At 32.9% G+C, this 19,130-nt stretch carries 12 protein-coding genes and 1 pseudogene; 6 read left to right on the plus strand and 7 right to left on the minus strand.

All coding sequences use genetic code 11. From position 1 onward, the window contains the following. Positions 1 to 39: 39 nt before the first annotated feature. Entirely contained in the window at positions 40 to 630 is a 591-nt protein-coding gene (locus tag P0R33_RS10150; RefSeq protein WP_276175323.1) for a transposase, read from the minus strand. A 129-nt stretch (positions 631 to 759) separates the two neighbouring features. Next, positions 760 to 6,447: pseudogene (locus P0R33_RS10155) on the minus strand (MG2 domain-containing protein). A gap of 220 nt (positions 6,448 to 6,667) precedes the next feature. Here P0R33_RS10155 and P0R33_RS10160 point away from each other — a divergent pair. Continuing rightward, positions 6,668 to 7,210 carry a hypothetical protein gene (locus P0R33_RS10160; protein ID WP_276175325.1) on the plus strand — a complete coding sequence of 181 codons (543 nt, stop codon included), beginning with the start codon at positions 6,668 to 6,670 and terminating at the stop codon, positions 7,208 to 7,210. A gap of 2 nt (positions 7,211 to 7,212) precedes the next feature. On the opposite strand, the gene P0R33_RS10165 is transcribed toward P0R33_RS10160, so the two are convergent. Next, positions 7,213 to 7,656 carry a nucleoside deaminase gene (locus tag P0R33_RS10165; protein WP_276175326.1) on the minus strand — a complete coding sequence of 148 codons (444 nt, stop codon included), beginning with the start codon at positions 7,654 to 7,656 and terminating at the stop codon, positions 7,213 to 7,215. A gap of 60 nt (positions 7,657 to 7,716) precedes the next feature. On the opposite strand from P0R33_RS10165, the gene P0R33_RS10170 reads away from it, so the two are divergent. Genes P0R33_RS10170 through P0R33_RS10180 form a run of 3 tightly spaced genes read left to right on the plus strand, consistent with a single transcriptional unit; the run spans position 7,717 to position 11,510 of the window. Continuing rightward, positions 7,717 to 8,637, plus strand: coding sequence for a hypothetical protein (locus tag P0R33_RS10170; RefSeq protein ID WP_276175327.1), 921 nt, complete (start codon positions 7,717 to 7,719; stop codon positions 8,635 to 8,637). 54 nt (positions 8,638 to 8,691) lie between these two features. Continuing rightward, positions 8,692 to 10,479, plus strand: coding sequence for a 1-deoxy-D-xylulose-5-phosphate synthase (locus P0R33_RS10175; RefSeq protein WP_276175328.1), 1,788 nt, complete (start codon positions 8,692 to 8,694; stop codon positions 10,477 to 10,479). Positions 10,480 to 10,508: 29 nt separating this feature from the next. Further along, positions 10,509 to 11,510, plus strand: a complete 1,002-nt coding sequence (locus P0R33_RS10180) for a DUF3078 domain-containing protein (protein WP_229354598.1) — start codon at positions 10,509 to 10,511, stop codon at positions 11,508 to 11,510. Positions 11,511 to 11,572: 62 nt separating this feature from the next. On the opposite strand, the gene P0R33_RS10185 is transcribed toward P0R33_RS10180, so the two are convergent. The 4 genes from P0R33_RS10185 to P0R33_RS10200 all read right to left on the minus strand — a co-directional run bounded on the left by P0R33_RS10185 (position 11,573) and on the right by P0R33_RS10200 (position 15,588). Further along, positions 11,573 to 12,919, minus strand: a complete 1,347-nt coding sequence (locus tag P0R33_RS10185) for a deoxyguanosinetriphosphate triphosphohydrolase (protein ID WP_276175329.1) — start codon at positions 12,917 to 12,919, stop codon at positions 11,573 to 11,575. A gap of 518 nt (positions 12,920 to 13,437) precedes the next feature. After that, positions 13,438 to 14,034: an outer membrane beta-barrel protein gene (locus tag P0R33_RS10190; RefSeq protein WP_276175330.1), complete on the minus strand. Its 597-nt coding sequence runs from the start codon at positions 14,032 to 14,034 to the stop codon at positions 13,438 to 13,440. 187 nt (positions 14,035 to 14,221) lie between these two features. Further along, positions 14,222 to 14,809, minus strand: coding sequence for a porin family protein (locus tag P0R33_RS10195; RefSeq protein ID WP_276175331.1), 588 nt, complete (start codon positions 14,807 to 14,809; stop codon positions 14,222 to 14,224). A 194-nt stretch (positions 14,810 to 15,003) separates the two neighbouring features. After that, on the minus strand, positions 15,004 to 15,588 hold the full coding sequence (locus P0R33_RS10200; protein ID WP_276175332.1) for an outer membrane beta-barrel protein: 585 nt from the start codon (positions 15,586 to 15,588) through the stop codon (positions 15,004 to 15,006). 148 nt (positions 15,589 to 15,736) lie between these two features. Here P0R33_RS10200 and gldA point away from each other — a divergent pair, with 148 nt between their 5' ends. Both gldA and P0R33_RS10210 read left to right on the plus strand, forming a co-directional pair. Continuing rightward, a complete protein-coding gene (gldA, locus tag P0R33_RS10205) occupies positions 15,737 to 16,633 on the plus strand; it encodes a gliding motility-associated ABC transporter ATP-binding subunit GldA (RefSeq protein WP_276175333.1) in 897 nt (298 codons plus the stop codon). A 369-nt stretch (positions 16,634 to 17,002) separates the two neighbouring features. After that, positions 17,003 to 19,117: a TonB-dependent receptor gene (locus tag P0R33_RS10210; protein WP_276175335.1), complete on the plus strand. Its 2,115-nt coding sequence runs from the start codon at positions 17,003 to 17,005 to the stop codon at positions 19,115 to 19,117. The last annotated feature ends 13 nt before the right edge of the window (positions 19,118 to 19,130 follow it).

A 19,130-nucleotide genomic window follows, 5' to 3' on the forward strand; every position in this document is an offset into this window, starting at 1 on the left:
AGGTTTTGGAAACCTGTTAGGATAGCCGAATATAATTTCCTATTGATCAAGTAAATTTACATCACTAAGCACGCCTTTATAAATCAACTTTCTTTCATCATGGCAAAATATAAAATTTTCTAAATCATTAAATAATTTTAAAATAAACTCTCTATCGATACTACTTGATTTATCTGATAAATAAGAACAATAAGATGAATGTTTATACGAGTGAAAATCTTTAAAAAACTTATGCTTGACCGGATTCAAATGAACATATAAGATTAATTGCTTCAAATATTCTTCATTTTCGATTCTATTTCTTTGCAAATGTTCCTGAAATAAACTTCCTGTTCTATTATATGCCTTGTTTATACTTTTAGAATAAGAGTTGAATAAATTGGAAAATGGCAGATGTATTTTTCCTTTAAATTTTTCAGGTAAATCAATTTTATCTTTTATTCTCAGAACAATATGAAAATGATTTTTGAGTAAACAATAAGCATAGACATCAGCAATTGGCAAAATATATTTTTTGAGTTTTTCTAAAAAATAACTGTAGTTTTTCTCTTCAACAAAAATATTCTCACTATTATTTCCTCGATTATAAACATGATAATATTGTCCCGCCTCAAAAACATCTTTCTCCACAATCCTATTCTTTTTATTATCCTAACAGGTTTCCAAAACCTGTTAGGTATGTTTTTTCTTTTCCTAAAAACTTAATATAATACCTAACAGGTTTTGGAAACCTGTTAGGATACGTTTAACTACATAAATTTACTTCACAACCTCAACCCAAAATCCTTTTGTTCTGGCTAGGAAAGTGTTATCGTACATTGCTTCACATTGTAATCCAGGTAAATAATAATTTCCTAAATACGATGCGTTTAGCAGAATTCTGAAAACTTTTGTTTCTCTGGCTTTCATTCCGAAATAGAAATTTGTTCTATCATCTCGGATATCAATATAATCTGCAATGTTATTTACAGCATCTCCATAATCTGTGAAACGAGTATTTACAATTTCGAATCCAGAAGGCAGAATCTGTGATAAAGCTACATTTTGAATGCTTTCTCCTCTTTGGTTTTTAATCGTAACCTCAGCAACAAATTCTGTTCCCTGATTGATTCTTGAAACATTAATAACACTTCCTTTTCTATTTTTGAAAACAATAGAAGCTGTAACATCTGTTTGAACAGCATTTTCTTGTCCGATTGGCAATATTCCTGTATTCAACACACGAACATAAACCGTATTGGCTTTATTGTTTTTCAACGTAATACTATTTATTCCAGAAGCAACAGACAAACTGCGATCTGCAACCGATTTACCTGTGTTTATCGTTTCGCCTTTTCCATTTTTATTAAATTGAATATTGATTCCTTTCGGACCATTGCTTACAGCAAATTTCGACATTGCATATAGACAGTAGGCAGTTGTCTGCGTACTCATCCATTGATTTGCTGACATTTCTTTAGCTAATTTAGAAGCTGTTACAAACGCCTTTTGTTTTTGATCCAAAAGAAGCATCGTTTCCAAAGCCATTGCTCGGTTTCTTTCGCTTGAACCATAATAGTAATAACTGTATCCATCTGAACTTCCATCAATACTGGTTTTCAAGAACAAACTCTGTCCAGCCTATTTTTGTCCAGCTAAAACATAAGCTGCTGCCAAACGAAGCATACTTTCATTAGAAATACCTTTTGTTTCACGTAATCTATTCATAGCTGATAAATCGGCATTTCCAGCTAAAGCTAATGTATACAGACGATAAGCCTGTGCTAAATCATTTCCATATTTTGGTTCAAAACGCCATTGTTTTGCTTCTTTCTGCTGATAAGAAAGCCATTTCGATTTGAAATTAATTGGTAACACATAACCTTTTTTCTCTGCTTCGATCAAGAAATGTCCTGCATACGAAGTTCCCCAATCGTCTGCAATTGCATTTCCTTGCCAGTACGGCATTCCTCCATTTGATAATTGGAAATTACCTAATCTCTGAATTCCAGCCGCAATATTTTTTTGAATTAAATCTTTACGTTTCGCATCAATATCAGCAACATCGCCTAAATATAATTGCGGGAATACTGACGAAGTTGTCTGTTCCACACAACCATGCGGATATTGAATTAAGAATTGTAATCTTCCATTCAAATTCATTGACGGCATTGATGAAACTTCTAATCTTGCTTTATTACTTCCAGCAATTCCAAACGTTTTCCATGAAATTGTTTTTGTACTATTTGGCGTTAAAACAACATCTGTAAAAGTACTCGTAACCGGATTTGGATTTGTCATATCGATTTCAACATCATAAGTTGATTTCTCGCTTCCAGATGTTGCGATTACCTGAACTTTTGCAATTCCAGTCGCAGAACCGACAACCAAATTAAAATACGCCATTTTTTCATCTGGCTGTGCAAAACTCAGCTTTTGAACCGCACTTCCCATTACTTTCAATCCGTTGCTGGTTTTTACCTGAATTGAAACATTTTTGATTTTATTTTCAGTTGCGAAAACCGTTACTGGAAGAGTTACTTTTTCTGACGGCGAAATTTTTCTTGGTAATGAAGCCAATACCATCAGCGGACTCTTAACTTGCGTTGCTTTTTCAACACTTCCGTAAGCACTTGTATTTGCGTCTCCAGCCACAACCATTGTTCGAACTGAACCAATATATTTTGGCAGTTTTAATTGATGCGATTTTGTTTCTCCTTTTCCTAATTTAAATGGTCCGTAATACAATACTACAGGTTTAAAACGGTTAGCTTTTTTAGCCTTTCCGCCTCCTAAATCCTGGTCACCACCAATACTGAAAATCTGATTTATTTTTCCGCCGTAAGCGCCAATTACATCATCGTAAACATCCCATGTTTTTACTCCTAAAGCTTCACGAACATAAAAACTATCCCATGCATTTGGAGTTTTAAAACGTGTTAAATCCAGAAGTCCTTCATCTACAACTGCGATTGTATAGGTCATTTCTTTACCTGATTTCTCACCCACTTTTACTGTAAATGGCTGTTCTGGTCTTAATACATCTGGAATATTTAGAGTTGGTGCCAGAATGGTGTTTTTATCTACAACTTCAATCGGCACAATTCCGTACATACGAATTGGCGAATCGTTTTTGGTTGAAGCATGAGGCTGTAATAAGGTAATATTAAAATAGACATTTGGCGCCATTGCTCCTGTAATTGGAACCTCAACTTTTGTTTCTCCGTTTTTGGTTTCAGCCCAAATAGTTTGCACGACTCTTGATCCATTTTCGATAGAAATCAATGCGCGTCCGCCTTCACTTGATGGGAAAGAAATTTGTGCTTTTTCTCCAACTGCATAATTCTTTTTATCGGTAGAAAAAACCAACATATTCGCAGTAGAAGCATCTCTGTTTCGTGTTTTTCCAGACCAGATTGTCCAATCGATATTTACAGTCAAAGATGATGCATGACCATCTTGCTGATCAGCAACACGAATTAAATAACGTCCCCATTCTTCATCTGCCAAAGCAAACTGAAAACTTCCTTTTCCGCTAGAATCGGTATTGATTACAAATGTTTTATAAGAAGTTGTTGCATTCGAAGAATTGTAATTTGATAAATTATCGCTCGAAGAATCCCACCACCATCTCCAGTCTACTTTGTAAACTCTTACTTCTAGATTACGAACCGATTTTGGTCTTCCGTTTTCATCAACCGTAACCACTTCAAAACGATTGTTTGCTCTCGTTTCAAGCATACTATATTTGTTCAGTTCCGGCGTTTTAAGCCCAACATACGTTTTGTATGGAGAATAAGTTGTTGACATGACATCTGTACTAAAATCTCCTCCTTCTTCATATACTTTTGTAATGAATGAAGCGCGAAGCATTCCCGGTGCCTGACCTTGCAATCTTGGCTGAATGTTTACTGATGCTTTTCCGCTTTCATTTAATTTTCCGGAGAAAATATTGATTTCTTCTGTGCTGAATTGTCGTGCTAAATCATCAAAAGTATATTTTTCATAGCTTTTAAATGTTGTGCTTTGCTGAGAGAATTTCGCCTGCATTTCTACATTCAAATTCTTAGCAATTGCACCATGAAGCCATGTTACTTCAAGATTATCTGTATTTGGATACGAAGCTGAAAGTGTTTTTCTGCTAAAGGTATTTTTGATTTTTAAACGATTTGGTTTAATGGTTTCAATCTTAATACTCTTATAGAATTTAGCGCCTCCAACGCTTACCATTGCTTCCCAATTTCCTGTTGGTGCATCTTGGTTTGTTGGCACTATAAAGGCATAATGATTTAAATCGTTTGTTTTTTGAACGGTTTGATAAACTGTTTTTCCGTTTGGATCATTTAATCTGAATTTAATTGGATGTGATTTTGGAAGTTTATTTGCCGCATCATTCAAAATAAATGATAAATACAGATTATCTCCAGGACGCCAAACGCCTCTTTCTCCATAAATAAATCCTTTTAAACCTTTCTGTAAAGTCTCACCAGCAACATCAAAATTACTTACCGACAATGAAAGTCCGTCGTCTAATTTCACGTAAGTCGACTGATCGCCTAAAGTTACAATGGCAAAATAGGCGAATTTATCTAGTTGAAAAGATGCAATTCCCTCGCTGCTTGTTGCTTCTGTTGCAATTTTTTGCTGTTGGAAATTGTATAAATCTACTCTTGCGTTTGAAACTGGCTCAGTTGTAACGATATTGTTTACAGCAAATAAATATGATTTGTTTTCGCCTCTTTTTGCAATAACTCCTAAATCTGACGCTAAAATATTAGTCGCAATTCTCGCATTATAATAGTATGAACCTGTACAAGGATCTTGACTTTCTCTCCAATCGTAATCATCATAATAGTAATAATCGTCGTAAGAGTTACCGCTGTAGTTTACGTCGTTTTCATCAACTTCTTCTTCCTCGGTTTCATCGTCATTTCCTTCTGATGTTTCACATTTGTAAAGCGAGTATTTCTTTTTATAAACAAATTCAACTCTGTAAATTGCTCCCGGTTCTGGTTTGATGATTTTAGATAAATCTAAGGCATACGTATTCCATTTTGCTAAATTTACGAGCGTGCTTTCCCTTAAATTTAGCGTGGTTTTAGCAATTGGCTGCGCTACTTTTTTGAGATTCTGTCCGCCATTTAATTCGTTGTATTGAAGAAATTGCAGAATATTGTTCTTGTAGATTTTATAAACCTTTACATCGACAGCACTCAGATTTACGGCCTCAAAATTCAGTTTTAAATTATTTGAACTTGGCAGAATCGTTCCGTTCTTAATAAAACGAACGTTTGGTTTTATCTGATCAAAAGAAATTTTTTCACTGTAATTGTTTTCCAGTTTTTTGCCATATTGACTTTCTATTCCTTGAAAAACTTCCAATAATAATTCGCCCGTAACAACTTGTTCTGGTTCTTCGTCTGGTACATATTCAACGGCATCTTCTACAACTGCGGCGGCTGAATCTACTGCAACTGCTGCTGAATCTACTACAACAGAAGCCGAATCTACAGCAACTGCAGCTGGTTCTTCTGCAACAACCGTAACTGGATCTGCTTTTTTAGGCGCATTTTGATTGGTAAAATAAACTTTCAGTAAATTTCCTTGTGTTGAAAATTTCAGATTATTGGTGTTTTGAATCGAAACCAATCCAGCAAAATCCTGACCTTTTTCTAAAGGTTCAGAAAAATTAATTAAAACCTGCTGATTGTTTCCGTCTGGAACTTCAACCTTTATAACTTTAAATTCGTTGATGCTTGTAATCGGGAAATCGATTTGTCCTTTCTGGTCAATGTCAAAATCATTTCCGTCATAAATAATTTCCAGATTAGAAGCTTCTGACTGACGCTGAATACTATCAATTATAAAACGAAATTCTTTTGCAGGCCCGTTTGTTTTCTCAAATTTAATTTTAAGATTATTTCCATTGTGTTTAGCTTCAACCAGTTTTTTAGCGGTTTCTAAATCAATATTATCTGCCGTTTTTAAAACACAATTTAGATATTGATATTCTTTACTGTAAGATTGAATATCGCCTGTATTTATGGTAAAATCCTGTTTTACAGTTTTAACCGTAAAATTGAATTTAGACAATTCTTTTTCTTTCTCTTTTGGAATGGCAGTCAGCTTATCTAAGTTTAAAGTAACCTGATATTCTGTTCCCGCTTTTAGTTTTTTCTCTGGAATAAAAGCTAATGTATTAGTCGAAAGTGCTACTACTTTTCCGTGAACACTTGGCGAAATATCAAACAAATCGTCGTCTAATTCCTGATTAGGTTTCCAATCGTTTTTATTGAAAGCCAAAACCACGCGAATATCTGAATCCGAAGAAACGATTCCGCCAGTAAAACTGGTTATGTAATCTTTAAATAATGAAAAATCGGAGTTGAAATCTGCTGCTGATTTTCTGCCGCAGGATTGAAAAATAAAAAACACACAAAATACGAGAACTAAACCTTTTACTTTCACTTTATCTAGAGTTAATTGGTTAACAAATGAAAAATTTAATACGTTTTGCCGTCAAAAGCCTTACAGCAAAATACAAATTAAATTCAGATAAAAGTAATTTATTTTTTGGTTTTATTTAAGAAGAAAATTCTTTAATTATATTATTTAACGTTTGTGGAACTTTTCAAAAAAACTAAATTAAAAATATACTATATTTCGCATTTTTTAATTTTAATTCCAAATGTCAAATAGACGTCAAAAAGATTCAACTGAAAATGAATTTATTATAAAAAACAGGTCGATTGTTGTTTATCTATTGAGCATAGTTGCTTTTTTTATAACACTCAATTTCTTGGATTATTATGTCTTGCCTACTTCAAAAACAAAAGATGTAATAACATATTATGCTGTAAGAACTTCTGGCGGAAAAAACGGAACTAAACCACAAACCGTTTCATATCATTATTATACAGAGAAAGGATTTGCCTTTTCAACTGTAAAACACTTCATTGAAGATAATAATATTGAATTTGAATATTCTCTACTTTTTAAATCTGTAACAAAAGTCAAATCAAAAAATGAAGATTACACGAATATTCTTTCCAGTAGTTTAAGTATTAATGGAATTCAATTTTATTTTTTTTGTGTATTGCTTTTTTCAATTGGTATAAGTTTAAAAATACTTCTTTCAAAAAAGGTTTTCACAGAAAACGTATTTTACAATATCATTTGCTTTAATGGATTTATGGTATTTGTATGTTTTTATATGTTTTATCTATTTTAAAATTATTTTCTTCTTTCCAGAAAAAAACGCTTCATTAAATCTGCTGCTTCGTTTGCCATAACACCAGAAACAACAGTAGTTTTAGGATGCAATTTTGTTCCCATATTTAAAAATCCTCTTTGTTCATCTCGTGCCCCAAAAACGATTTTAGAAATCTGGCTCCAATACAAAGCGCCTGCGCACATTTGACAAGGTTCGAGCGTGACATAAAGTGTGCAATCTTTCAAATATTTTCCGCCAAGGAAGTTTGCGGCGGCAGTTATAGATTGCATTTCAGCATGTGCCGTAACATCATTTAATAATTCGGTTAAATTATGACTGCTTGCAATTACTTTATCTGCAACTACAATTACAGCGCCAACAGGAATTTCGCCTCTTTCAAAAGCAATTTCAGCTTCCTGCAAAGCTTTTTTCATAAAATATTCGTCTGTAAAAGGATTTATCATAAGTACAAAAATAGAACTTTACACTTTATTTTTAGTACATTTAAATTTTGAAATTTGAATATGGAAAGAAAACATAAAATCAGTATTCCCGAACCTTGCCACGAAGACTGGAACAAAATGACGCCAAATGAAAATGGTCGTTTTTGTTTAAGCTGTTCGAAGACTGTGGTAGATTTTACTTCTATGATGCCAGAGGAAATTCAGCATTTTTTCATTCAAAATCAAAACAAAAAAATCTGCGGCAGATTTAGAAAGTCGCAATTGGATTCTGTTACAATTCAGATTCCTAACCATGTTATATATTCCCAAACGCATTACAGAAAAATGTTTTTGCTGGCTTTATTTGTCGCAATGGGAACAACGCTGTTTAGCTGCCAAAGCAAAGATGGAACTAAACAAAAGATTCAAAAAGTTGAAATTACCGATGATTCATCTAAATTTGATAGTCCTTTAGGAAAAGCTAGAATTAGCAAAAATGATTCTACGTCTGATATTCCGCCTCCACCGCCTCCGCCGTCCAAAGAGCATGATAACGCTGCAAATTCTGAAAAACATACAAAAAGAATCAGTGGTGAAGTAATTTTAGAAGATCAAAAAACAAAAAACAAAAATTGTTCTAAACTATCTTCAACAAAATCAGAGAAGAAAAATGATGCTCAGAATGAAGATGTTGTTTATAATGGTGGTATTGCTGTGGAAACAAATGCAGAATTTCCTGGTGGAATTGAGCAATTCTACAACTTTATCGAAAAAGAATTTAAAAAAACCGAAAGCTCAGAAAGTGCAAATCTAAAAATCCAACTCTCTTTTGTAGTAGAAAGAAATGGATCTGTAACTTACCTCCGATCTGAACCTGCTATTGATGATATTACTGAGAAAGAAATTACTAGGGTTTTTAGTTTATGTCCGAAATGGCAACCAGGAGAAATTAATGGTAAAAAAGCCCGAAGACTATATTCTTTACCAATTGTATTACAATAGCCTTCAATAATAAAATTTAAATTTAAAACCGTAAATTTGCTTTTTACCTTAATAATGAAAAGCGATTTACTTTCAAACATATACAATCCAGCCGATTTACGTCTTTTAAGCGAAGAACAGCTTACTCAAGTTGCTCAAGAATTGCGTCAATTTATTATTGATGTTGTTTCGGTAAAAGAAGGGCATTTGGGCGCGAGTTTAGGTGTTGTAGAACTTACCATTGCTTTACATTATGTTTTTAATACGCCTGAAGATTTATTGGTTTGGGATGTTGGCCACCAAGCTTACGGTCATAAAATCCTGACCGAAAGAAGAGAAAACTTCGATACAAACCGTCAAATAAACGGTATTTCTGGGTTTCCTAAAAGAAGCGAAAGTATATACGATACTTTTGGCGTTGGGCATTCTTCTACTTCTATTTCTGCCGCTTTAGGAATGGCGATTGCCTCTAAATTAAAAGGCGATTTCGAAAAAGAACATATTGCCGTAATTGGCGATGCTTCTATTGCGAGCGGAATGGCTTTTGAAGGATTAAATCACGCCGGAGTTACCGATGCCAATATTTTAGTTATTTTGAATGACAATGCAATCGGAATTGATCCGAGTGTAGGTGCTTTAAAAAAATACCTTACTTCAGTTAAAAACGGAAAAAATCCGAGACAGAACAACATGATTAAGTCTTTGAATTTTGATTATTCTGGACCTATTGACGGTCATGATCTTCCTAAATTAATCAAAGAATTAAATCGTTTAAAAAAGATAAAAGGGCCAAAATTTCTTCACATTGTAACTACAAAAGGAAAAGGTCTGCAGCAAGCTGAAGAAAATCAGGTGAAATATCATGCGCCTGGAAAATTTGATGCTTCAACTGGAGAAATTCATTTAAAATCTGAAGAAAATCTTCCGCCTAAATATCAGGATGTTTTTGGTTTAACGATTTTAGATTTGGCCAAAAAAAATGAAAAAATAATAGGAATTACGCCTGCAATGCCTTCTGGAAGTTCTTTAAAATTTATGATGGACGAACTGCCCGATCGCGCTTTTGATGTGGGAATTGCCGAACAGCATGCCGTAACGCTAGCCGCAGGAATGGCGACTCAAGGCATGATTGTGTATTGCAATATTTATTCGACTTTTTTACAACGTGCTTACGATCAGGTTATCCATGACGTGGCATTGCAAAATTTGCCAGTCATTTTCTGTTTAGATCGAGCTGGATTGGTTGGCGAAGATGGCGCAACGCATCACGGTGTTTTTGACATCGCTTATCTGCGCTCGATTCCAAATATGATGATTTATGCACCGCTTAACGAAATCGAACTTCAAAATATTCTGTACACCGCCCAATTAGGATTAGAGCATCCGATTGCGATTCGTTACCCAAGAGGGCGTGGTGTTATATCAAATTGGGAAGTAGAAAATTTCAGACATTACGAAAAAATTGAAATCGGTTCTGCAAAATGTTTAAAAGATGGTATGAAAATTGCTGTTCTGTCGGCCGGAACGATTGGAAATAATGTTATAGCAGCTCTGAAAGAATCAACCAATTCTAATGAAATTGCACATTATAACTTTAGCTTTATTAAACCATTAGACATCAATACATTAAACTACATTTTTTCTAACTTCGAAAGCATAATAACAATTGAAGATGGTGTTAAAAAAGGTGGTTTTGGAAGTGCTGTTTTAGAGTTTGCGGCATCAAATAATTTCAAAAACAATATTGAAATTTTAGGTGTTCCAGACGAATTTATTGAACATGGAACAGTAGAACAGCTACAACAATTATGTAATATTGACGTTAAAAGTCTAGTAAAACTTTTTTCTAACGATTCAAAATAAGTATTTTGCGACACCAAAACAATTACCAAATGAAATTATTACGTTCAACCCTTTTGCTATTTTTACTGCTAAGTACATCTACTATTTTCGCCCAAATTATACAAACCACTTTAAGTCCAAATCAAGCGCCTAAACCGCCTTCCAACTGGTCAAAAAAGAATCAATTAGGTTTTGATATTTCTGAAATCGCATTTGTGAATTGGAGTGCCGGGGGAACAAGTTCTATTTCTGGTTTATTTAAAGGTGAATTTGGAAGAACGTATGCTAAGAAAAATCATAAATGGGTTAACGAGCTTATTGTAAAATATGGTTTAAACAAACAAGACGGAACTGAATTGAGAAAAACAGACGACGCTCTCCAGTTTAACTCGACTTACGGGTTTAGAAAAGATACAGCATCAAACTGGTATTATTCTTCAAAATTAAATTTCAATACGCAGTTTACAAACGGTTATAATTACCCAAACAGAGATGTTGCAATCTCTAAACCTTTTGCACCAGCTTATATATTTCTGGGAGCTGGAGCTGAGAATGCTAACAAAGCTAAAAACAGAGTTTTCTATTTCTCTCCTATTACATTAAAAACAACTTTAGTATTAGATCAATATCTTGCAAATCAGGGTTCTTTCGGGGTTAAGAAGGCGATTTATGCGCCAGATCCGCTAGATCCTACACAGCAAATATTGATTGAAGAAGGTCAGAAGGTAAAAGCCGAGTTTGGTATACTTTTTACAGCTTACATGAAAAATGAAATCTACAAAAACGTTTTTTACGAAAACAGATTGAGTTTATATACTGACTATTTGAATAAGTTCGGAAATGTCGACATTGATTACGACACTCGATTAGATCTTGTAGTAAATGCTTATGTAAAAGCTAATATCGGAGTTCACTTAATTTATGATGACGATATCAAGACTAAAAAAGATGTCGTTGATCCGACTACTGGAACCAAAACTCAGGTAAATGACGGGCCGAGAATGCAGTTAAGACAAGTTCTCGGAGTTGGATTAGTTTACGCCTTTAAATAAGAAATAAAAAAAGCTTCTTTCAGATTATTCTAAAAGAAGCTTTTTTTAATACTTCAATGAGTTTAACGTTTTTTCTGTCCTTGAATTGTTTCGTATAATTCAAGTGCATTTCCATCTGTTAAGAGCGAAACATAATGGCAGATATGTAATAATCGTTCGTATAAATTTCCTTTGTCTAAATGATGTTTTTCTGGCAGCATTTTCAAAATCAATTTATCATAATTAGAAGCAGTTCCTTCGTATTTATTATTGAATGCTGTAATAAATTTATCTAAAAGTGTTTGAATAATCTGATAACCAACAATTTCTTTTTCGATCACTTCTCGGCTTTGGTAGATTTTCTCAACGCTTAATTTGATGATATCATTCATCTGCGCTTTGTATTTACTTTTATCGGTTAAAGCATATGGAAAATTTCCAGCAAGAATAGCTTCTTCATTTTCAATAAAAACATCAACTGCATCATTGATTAAAGAACCAATTGCAAGTGCGCGTAAATAACTAATTCTATCTTCTTTTGTTTCTAATGTCTTATATTTTGCGACACCAATATTATCTTTTACCAGTTTAATTAGATATTCTAAAGCATAATCTTCTGAAACTAAACCTAAATTTATTCCGTCTTCAAAATCGATAATTGTGTAGCAAATATCATCTGCAGCTTCTACAAGATAAGCTAAAGGATGTCTTTCAAAACCAATATCATCACCAGATTTATTGGCAATCATTCCCATATCTTTGGCTACTTCTTCAAAAAATAATTTATCAGACTGAAAGAAACCATATTTTTTATCTGCAATATTATTAGTCGGCTTTTTCGGAAGGCTTTCTTTTGGATATTTCATAAAAGCCCCCAAAGTAGCATACGAAATACGAAGTCCGCCTTCGATTCCTGGACGGCTTCCCGTTAGCACAGAAAACCCATTTGCATTTCCTTCAAAATCAATTAAATCTTGCCATTGTTTATCGGTTAATTGACTTCTAAATTGCTGTCCTTTTCCGATAGAAAAATATTCTCCAATTGCTTTTTCACCAGAATGCCCAAAAGGCGGATTTCCGATATCATGCGCCAATGAAGCTGCCGCCACAATAGCACCAAAATCATTCATGTGATAACCGTGAATTTCTTTTAAATAGGGATATTTCTCAATGATTTTTTTTCCAACCAAACGCCCTAACGAACGCCCAACAACCGAAACTTCTAAACTGTGTGTTAAACGCGTATGAACGAAATCTGTTTTAGAAAGCGGAATAACCTGTGTTTTGTCTTGTAAACTTCTAAAAGCAGAAGAAAAGATAATTCTGTCGTAATCTACTTCAAATCCTAAACGAGTATCATCTTGTTCTACACGTAATCTCTTGCTTGTATCTCCTTGACGTTTTAATGATAAAAGTTGTTCCCAGTTCATTTGATTTTAGATTGTTGATTAAAGATTTTAGATTTTTGATCTAAATTGATAATTAAGATTTCAAAAATACGCTTTATTTTAGGATAAAATATGCCATAGATTAATTTGATTTAAAAGATTAGATTTTTTTGTTTGTCACGAATTTCGCTAATTAACACAAATGATAGCATAAAAATTAATTCGTGAAAATTTGTGAAATTCGTGGCAAAAAAATTAAAACATCAAGTATAAAAAATCATTTTAATCTCTGAAAATGACATCATCCAAAAACATTGTAACAATCAAATGTTCACGATTTCAAGTTGGCATTGTTTTTTTAGGAGCAGAAGATTTTCAATTTCATAGACGTTTTGTCCCGCTATCCGCTATATCTTTTGTGTCTCGTTAGAAAAAAACGAGACACAAAAGGATGCCGCTCCTATCGGGGCTAAACCAGAACATTTAGTTTTCATAAGCACTTTAGCCAAAAAAAAAGCACTTCAAATTGAAGTGCTTTATATATATTAAAAATCTAAAAATTAAAAGTTTTTAGAAATACCAATAGCAAATGACTGACCTAAATTAAACCCAAATGCTTTCGATTTATAGCTACTTCCAGAAGCAGTTTCATTATTTAAAGCGGTATAATTTATTCCACCAATATTAAAATTCAGACCAAAACCTTTTGAAATATTAATAAAAATTGCTGGCGTTATACTAGCATAAATTCCATCACTATCATTATAAAATTGACCTGTTGAGATTGTATTGGTTTCTTTTCTATTTTGATAACCAACACCAAAATCTGCATATGCCGAAAAGATAGAACTTAGAGGTCGTGTGTAACGCAAAAATCCTCCAAATCCATAAACTCTGTCTTTGTATTTGCTTTCTTCCAAAAAGTTCTGATTAATACTTCTAAAATTACCTTCAACACCCGCTGTCCAGTTTTCGTGAAATTGATATCCAATTTTTGGTTGAATAGCAAAACCGGTTTGTTTGCTTTCTAAATTCAATCTTGAATCTGAACTTTTCTGAGAATCGAATGAAACGCTTCCCATAACTAAAATAGATCCTTTTTGAGCATTTGCATAACTACATAGAGCCAATGCAAGAATAAGTAACATTTTTTTCATAATTGATTTGTATTTAAATTCATACATATTTAACAACAACAATGCCATTATTTTTAATTATTCTAAAACAAAACACAAAACAAACTGATTTACAATCCTTTAAGTTCATGAAAAAATAATCTGATTCTCACAAAACAAAAAAGCACCCCAAAATTGGAGTGCTTTAAATTTTGTTTTAAAAATTAAACTAGAAGTTTTTAGAAACTCCAATATTAATGGTTTTTCCAAAATTGAATACAAAACTATTATATTTTGTATCGTTATTATCAAATTTCAAAGTTTGATATTCGATACCACCGATGCTAAAATTTAAGCCAAAACCTTTTTTCATGTTGATAAAAAGAGCTGGAGTTAGATTGGTGTAAAATCCATCCGCTTTGCTATCCGACATAAGCATATCGCTCATAAAATCCTTGCTTGTTCGGTTTTGAAAACCAGCTCCCAAATCGGCAAAAACAGAAAAAGTCTCATTTAATGGCATTGTATAACGAACAAATGCGCCTACTCTCAAATCTTTATACTTAGATTCTGTATCCAAAGCATTACTTTTACTTTTTGAAGTAGCTATTGCAAACTCAGCTCCAACTGTCCAGTTTTCGTGAAATTGATAACCCACTTTTGGAGAGAAAGAAAATGAATTTGTTTTTCTTTCATCGGTTTGCTGATCAATATTTTCTGAAGTAAAACCAATGTTTCCTCCTACTAATACTGTTCCTTTTTGTGCATTTGCATAGCTAACCATAGCCAATGCAAGAATAAGTAGCATTTTTTTCATATGTAATATTTATTAAGATTTCACATACAAACAACAATAAAAATACCAATCTGAAATAGTAGTGATTTTTTTAACTATTAGTTAATAACAGCCTGAAAATAAAGGCTAAAAATTAAAAAAAGAAAAAGAAATAGTTATAAAAAAAGCATTCGCCGTGACGAATGCTTTCTGAAATTGAATTTATAAAACTAAGCTTAAAAGTTTTTAGAAATTCCGATATTGAATGTTTTACCAAAGTTAAAGTAGAAATTACTGTAATCTTCTCCATTGTCATCAAAACTTAATGTTTCATATCCTAAACCACCAATACTGAAATTAAGACCAAAACCTTTTTTCATATTGATGAAAAGAGCTGGAGTTACATCTACGTAAGCTCCGTTTCCTTTGTATCTTACATAACTGTTTCCATTATTAGCATAAATTTTATTTTTTTCAGTTTGGAAACCAGCTCCCATATCCGCAAAAACAGAAAAAGTTTGGCTTAATGGTTTTGTGTAACGAACAAAAGCTCCAGTTCTAAATCTATTATCTTTACGGTTTACATCTGCATTATCAATATCAGATGTGCTTAATGAAAATTCTCCTCCAACTGTCCAGTTTTCGTGGAATTGGTAACCTACTTTAGGAGAAAAAGTAAAAGTACTTACTTTGTCTTCACTAAATCTGAATTCTGACTTCTCAGAAGTGTAACCGATGTTTCCACCAACTAAGATTGTTCCTTTTTGTGCATTTGCAAAACTGCAGATAGCTAGGGCAGCCATCACTAAAATTTTTTTCATGATTTGGGTTTATTTTAATTTTAGCATTCCTTTAACAACAACAATGCCGTGTACTCTGGACGTTTCGATTTTTTTTATAAATACTTTAAAAGACAAATTGTAGCAATCGAAACTATTTCTCGTTACTTTTGTAGCAAATAAAAAGTCCATGTCGATAGAAGTAAACAACATATCAAAAAGTTACGGAACGCAAAAAGCATTAAACTCGATTTCTTTCTCAATTCAGAAAGGAGAAATTGTTGGTTTTTTAGGTCCAAATGGAGCTGGAAAATCTACTTTAATGAAAATTTTGACTACCTATTTATTGGCAGATGAAGGCTCAGCCCTTGTAAACAGTCACGATGTCATGACGGATACAAAAGCAGTTCAGCGTTCGATTGGTTATTTGCCAGAACATAATCCGTTGTATTTGGATTTGTATGTTCGTGAATATTTGGCATTTAATGCAGATGTTTACAGCGTGCCAAAATCTAGAATTGAAGAGGTAATTGAACTGACAGGACTGACACCAGAAAGCCATAAAAAGATTGGTCAGCTTTCTAAAGGTTATCGCCAACGTGTTGGATTGGCAAATGCTTTATTGCACAATCCAGATGTTTTAATTTTGGATGAACCAACTACAGGTCTGGATCCGAATCAGTTAATGGAAATTCGTAATGTGATTAAAAATGCCGGAAAAGATAAAACCGTTTTTTTATCCACACACATCATGCAGGAAGTTGAAGCCATTTGCGATCGTGTCATAATTATTGACAAAGGACAGATTGTTGCCGACAATAAATTAGATCATTTGGTTACCGCAAATAAAGAGCAAGTTATTGAAGTTGAGTTTGATTATAAAGTTGAAGAACAGCTTTTGGCTAAACTAGAAAATATTTCTTCGTACAAAAATACGCATGACATGACTTGGGAACTAACTTTTGTTACCGACAAAGATATGCGCCCTGCTATTTTTGATTTTGCCAACGAAAATGGCTTAAAAACATTACAACTGAATCAGAAAAATAAAAATCTGGAAGCTGTTTTTAGAGAAATTACAAAGTAAGTTTTTCGTTTTCAGTAACAGTTTTCAATTAAAAAGCGGTTTGTTTTAAATAAAAACAAACCGCTTTTTTTATTTCTTTTAGCTACAAATCAACAAATTAGGGGTTTTTGATAAAAAATAATTACTATTTTTATTTAGACTTGTTATAAATAGTGTTATCTTTGGCAAATCAAATTATAAATGCCACGGTATGTTATTTACACTCCAAACCCTCAAAAAAACTATTTCTGTTGTTTTAAATCAAGTAATAAATCTTCAAAAAAGGTTTTTCGAAAAATTAGAACAGATTGTATTGCAATAAATTCTAATTAAAAAAATACAAAGATTTAGATTCTGAATATCGATTTAGGATCAGCTAAATTAAACAACATGAAAAATATTATAACCTCCATAATGCTTGCTTTTTCGGTTTATGGATTTTCTCAAACAGAAAAAGAAACTGATAGTATTGTAGAAACTATGACAGCTTTGGATGAAATTGTGATTAGTAAAAAGAAAGTACTTTATACTCAAAAATCAGATCGTCTTGTTTTTAATGTCGAAAACAGCATTGTTTCTGAAGGTGGAACTGCACTTGATGTTTTATCGCGTGCACCAGGCGTTGTCGTTTCTCAAGATGGCGATTTGTCCATTCGCGGACAGCAAGGTGTTGCCGTGATGATAAACGGAAAACTGACGCAGCTTTCTCAAAAAGAATTAGCAAATTATCTTAAAGCTACAACTTCATCAAACATCAAACAAATTGAAGTAATTACAAATCCCTCTTCTAAATATGATGCAGCTGGTAAAGCTGGAATTATTAATATTATTTTAAAAAAACCAAACGCTTCTGGCTTAAAAGGAACTGCTTTTACAAGTTATGGAAGAGGCAGGAAAAACAGAACAAATTCTGGTTTCAATTTAAATTACAACAAAGACAAATGGGGACTTTTTGGAAACTACAGCTACACGTTTCGTGGTGAAGAAGAGAAAAAAGAATTCAATCAAGTTCAATATACCGATCAGACACGTCAGGAAATTTTATCTAAAAATCATCAAACTTCTATTACTGACGAACCTTTAACTTCTAATAATTTTAAAATTGGAACGCAATATGAAGTGTCACCAAAAACAAATTTAGAATTTTATGTTGATGCCAAAATCGGTCGATACGAAAATATAGCAAACGGAACAAATACGGTTGTAAACACAGCAAATCAGCCCATTTTTGATGCTGTGACTTATAACGACAGTAAAGAAAAGTGGAACGATTATACGTATGCTTTTTCTGGATTGCATAAGTTTAATGACGAAGGAAAAAATATGGCTTTTGACTTTGAATATGAAACTTCTAAATTTAGATCGAATCAATTTCAAAGTGCCGATAATACTGCAAATGCAACTGTTGTAAATGACCGTCGCGGTTATATTCCGTCTCAGTTAAAAGTATTTACTGGTAAAGTAGATTTTGTAAATCCGTTTAAGGAAAAACAATCTCTAGAATATGGTTTAAAAGCGAGTATCAAAAACAATGATAATCCTTCTGTTTATGAATATTACGAAAACAATCAATGGTTAATCGATTTTAATTCGACCAATCATTTTGAATACAACGAACAGATTTATGCTGCTTACGTAAACTATAAATATCAGCTAGAAAAATTGAATATTCAGGCTGGTTTAAGAACAGAATATACCGCCATCAATATTGATCAGAAAACTTTGAATGAAGAACATAAAGATGATTATTTAAAATGGTTTCCGAGTCTTTCTTTAAAATATGAGTTCACAAATAACCATTCGGCACATGCTTCTTACAGCAAAAGAATCAATAGACCGAGCCAGTTCGATTTGAATCCGTTTCGTTTTTATGATGATTCATTCAATTATTCGCAAGGAAATCCAAAATTGATTCCCGAGATTACACATGCAATGGAAATTGGTTATGCATGGAAAAGCAATTTTATGGCTTCTGTCTATTTTAATAGCACTAAAGATGTTTTCACGGAAGTTTACAATTACAATCCAGACACGAATACAACAGTTACCACACAGATAAATGTTGACAAATCATACAATTACGGCATCAATATTACGAATACCGCTGAATTTTATAAATGGTGGTCTGTGAATACCTTATTCAACGTTTTTGAAAATAAATTTATGGGAAATGTTTTAAACAGCAACACCATAGATCCGATTATGACTTTGAACCTAAGCGTTCAAAATTCATTTACAATTACCGAAACTTGGAAAGCAGAAGGAAATGCTCAATATCAATCTAAATCCAATCTTGGAGTTTACCAAAGAGACGGTTTCTTTGATTTCAGCATCGGAATTTCGAAACAAGTTTTAGCTAAAAAAGGAAACATCAAATTAAATTTTACTGATGTTTTCAACACCAATAATTTCTACATTAAATCTGTCGTTGCGCAAACGGGAATAGACAAAAAATATGATCTCGACAATCGTATTGCAACAATTGCATTTACATACCGCATTTAAAATTCGTTCTTTA

This window comes from Flavobacterium sp. YJ01 (genome assembly GCF_029320955.1).
Lineage (GTDB): Bacteria > Bacteroidota > Bacteroidia > Flavobacteriales > Flavobacteriaceae > Flavobacterium.